This is a genomic window from Sideroxyarcus sp. TK5, assembly GCF_054601595.1.
The window spans coordinates 1-1,655 of sequence record NZ_BAAHSJ010000025.1 but is presented as its reverse complement, the minus strand read 5'-3'; the positions used below and the strand labels follow the sequence as shown (position 1 = coordinate 1,655).

Sequence of the window (1,655 nt, the reverse complement as noted above, 5' to 3'; positions counted from 1 at the left end):
GCTATATACCGCCCGCAGAAGCTGAGGCACAATACTATCGGCAGTCAGCCAATACGGATTCTGCCTGCGTTACTTAAACCAGACAGCCTCCACGAAATCCGGGGCGATTCAAATTCCCTGCAAGATGATATTGGGAGCTATCTGGGTCTTTGAAGTACCACGGCATGGCGATACCCTTTTGTTGACGTTGCTGCAGTGCGTCAGCGACCATGCGCTTTGCTGCTGCGTGCTCAGGGCTTTCACATACAGCCTTGCGACGTGCAGCCTCTTCCTGCTCGAAAATCTGCGTAGCGCTTAGGCTTTTACCACCGGGTAATGTCCTGAAGTGTGAGCGTCGCTTGAGTTTCTCTTGGATAAATGTGGGTTTTACCCAAGTCACTAACTGGCGCGGTAATGATGGCGTAACTAGCGGCCATAGCTTCCGTGCGTGCTCATGACTATGGATGTCACGAGCGGTGACGGTGGTAGTGAAAAGACCATTTCTCGAAAAAACGACAACCGCATCTTTCATGACGTCCTCTCATTGATGGTTGGGTCTATGCATCTACATCATCAAAAGTCGATCTTGAATCACTTGGTTGTCCCCCTTGGATACTCGTACCAAAAAAATCATCCGAATCTGGTTCTGCTGGCATTTCTGATCGCAATTCTTCGACAATCTCATCTATCTCATGCAATGCATGATCAATATCGCATACGGCAGAAATGTCTTCGTCGAATGCTTTTTGGTATTTTATTAACGTGCTCTTGAGTTCACTGAAATAGTCTTCGGGGTCATCATCACCATTGTAGTCTTCCCGCCAGCTATTAATACGTTCATCAATATTCGGTAGCAACGTCTGTTTCACGTAATCAAGCAATTCATTTAGCTCTGATTGCGTGAACAACTGGCGGATATCCATCCGCAAGAACCCTGAATCTGGAGTGTTTACTGCCAAGTCGCGAATTCTGGAGATAACACTGAGTCTTTTACTCTCTGGCAACAGCTGAAATTGATGCAAACGAACAATTACGTCCACGTCAGATATCGCGTACAGATATGATCCGACGCGAAGGTTTGCCACAAAATCTGATTTTCTGGAGATGTAGAGCGAGAGAAACTCTTTGTCACATCGATAGGATAGGAAGCGATTAACGCTGTCTTCATTCTCACGTCGCTTGCTATAAAATGAATCGATTCGGGTCAGTAATGCATCATAGCGATCGGGTGGAACGATTACCTTCACACCTTCTATACCCACATCTCCACAAGATACTTCGCGGAAAAGCTTTTCGATCTGGGTACCAGCAAGGTATATATCGAGCAACTCGCGGTCTTCCGCCACCAAGCTTGCAAATGCATCGCTAATAGTAGGGTGCTTAAATTTTATAAAATGCCCAGACCCATGGCATACCTGACTAAGCAGGCTTCCCTCAAGTGCGGAAAGTGCGTTTCGAACATCCGCTTGCGAACCACCCAAGAGAGTGACAGCTTTTTCCTCTTCATTAGTGATTCTCATAGGGCTTGGTGTAACACCTCCCCGCATGAAGACGATAGCAAGCGCCGAGGGCGTTCAGAATTTTGTGTAAACGGAGTTTCTCTATTTCTGCGGCATCCGGTCTTCGAACTGGATAGTAAACCGGTTTAGCGCAGCCTTCCAATCCCTGATCGGCAT

2 protein-coding genes are annotated in these 1,655 nt (G+C 47.1%); both read right to left on the bottom strand.

The window, feature by feature from the left end; all coding sequences use genetic code 11:
- Positions 1-73 precede the first annotated feature (73 nt).
- Positions 74-511 carry a hypothetical protein gene (locus tag ACYPYQ_RS13515; RefSeq protein ID WP_459724438.1) on the bottom strand — a complete coding sequence of 146 codons (438 nt, stop codon included), beginning with the start codon at positions 509-511 and terminating at the stop codon, positions 74-76.
- A gap of 25 nt (positions 512-536) precedes the next feature.
- Complete coding sequence (locus tag ACYPYQ_RS13510) at positions 537-1,499, bottom strand: hypothetical protein (RefSeq protein ID WP_459724437.1); 963 nt, start codon at positions 1,497-1,499, stop codon at positions 537-539.
- Positions 1,500-1,655: the final 156 nt, after the last annotated feature.

Coding starts and splice junctions, on each gene's coding strand:
- ACYPYQ_RS13515 (WP_459724438.1), bottom strand. CDS start 511: ATGAAAGATGCGGTTGTCGTTTTTTCGAGAAATGGTCTTTTCACTACC.
- ACYPYQ_RS13510 (WP_459724437.1), bottom strand. CDS start 1,499: ATGAGAATCACTAATGAAGAGGAAAAAGCTGTCACTCTCTTGGGTGGT.